Annotated in this window: 1 protein-coding gene; it reads right to left on the bottom strand. The window is 61.3% G+C overall.

Annotated elements, in window-relative coordinates:
- A partial coding sequence (locus A5658_RS12035; RefSeq protein WP_156751404.1) for an RND family transporter occupies positions 1-1,651 on the bottom strand: 1,651 nt, incomplete at both ends.

Genomic DNA, 1,651 nt, shown 5'->3' with positions numbered 1-1,651 from the left:
GTTGCCGGTCGTGGGCGGACATGTTGCGGCCACCAGAACCAACGTCCGAGCAGTGTGGCCAGCGACGGCGTCATGAAAGACCGGACGATCAGGGTGTCGAACAGCAGACCCAGCGCGATCGTCGTACCGACCTGACCCATCACCTTCAACGGGCTGAAGGCGAACGTGGCCATGGTGGCGGCGAACACCAGCCCGGCCGAGGTCACCACCGACCCGGAACCGGCCATCGCGCGGATCGTGCCCGTCTTGAGCCCGGCGTGGATCTCTTCTTTGAACCGGGATATCAAGAGCAGGTTGTAGTCCGAGCCGACCGCCAGCAGCAGGATGATCGCCATTGCCAAGACCATCCAGTGCAGGTTCATGCCGAGGATGTACTGCCAGAGCAGTACCGAGAGCCCGAACGACGCGCCCAGCGAGAGCAGCACCGTGCCGACAATCACGACGGCCGCCACCACGCTTCGGGTGATCACCAGCATGATGACGAAAATCAAGGTGGCCGCCGCAATCCCGGCGATCAACAGGTCGATGTTGGAGCCGTCGTGCATGTCCTTATAGGTCGCGGCTGTGCCGCCGAGATAGACCTTGGCGCCCTCCCAGGGCGTGCCCTTGATCGCCTCGTGCACGGCTTTCTTGATCGGCGCGATGTGGCTGATGCCCTCGGGGGTGGCGGGGTCGCCCTCGTGCGAGATGATCAGCCGCACCGCCTTGCCGTCCGGCGAGAAGAAGTTGTTCAACGCGCGCTTGAAGTCCTTGTTCTGGAACACTTCTGGCGGCAGATAGAACGAATCGTCGTTCTTGGCCTGGTCGAACGCGTGACCCATCGCATTCGCATTGGAGCTCATGTCGTCCATCTGATTGAAGATCCCGGACATGGTGCTGTGCATCGTCAGCATCATCGTCCGCATGTTCTCCATGCTGTCGATCATCGGCGGGAAGTCCGTGAGCAACTGGGGCATCAGCGCATCCAGCTGACTGAAGTCGTTGATCAGTATCTGGAACTTGTCGTCGATCTCGTCAATGCCGTCGACCGCGTCGAAGATGGACCGGAACGAAAAACAGATCGGGATGTCGTAGCAGTGCTTCTCCCAGTAGAAGTAGCTGCGGATCGGCCGCCAGGTGTCCTCGAAGTTGGCGACGTCGTCGCGCAATTCTTCGGTGACGGCCTGCATTTCGCGTGTCTCACCGATCATCTTGTGCGTGATGCCGGTGAGCTGCTGCATGAGGCCGTACATGTGCCTCATCCGGTTCATGGTGTCTTCGAGTTCGTCGGCCTGCTTGAGCATGTCGTCCATGCGGGCCTTCTGGAACTTCATCGTCTGCACCTGCCCGGCGTTCTGCATGCTGAGCTGGAACGGGATCGAGGTGTGCTCCATCGCCGTGCCCTCCGGGCGCGTAATCGATTGCACGCGTGAGACTCCGGGGACGCGGAAGATGCCCTTGGCCAGTTTGTCGAGTACCAGGAAGTCAGCGGGATCGCGCAAATCGTGGTCGGCCTCGACCATCATGACTTCCGGCATCAGCCGGGCCTGCGAGAAGTGGCGCTCCGCGGCGTCGTATCCCTTGTTCGCGGCGATGTTGTGCGGGATGTACAACCGGTCGTTGTAGCTGGTCTGGTAACCCGGCAGGGTCAGCAGGCCGATCAGCGCGATCG

The organism is Mycobacterium sp. 1245111.1, assembly GCF_001673405.1.
Classification (GTDB): domain Bacteria; phylum Actinomycetota; class Actinomycetes; order Mycobacteriales; family Mycobacteriaceae; genus Mycobacterium.
Note: the sequence above shows the minus strand (reverse complement) of the source record. Positions and strands in the feature narration are given on the sequence as shown.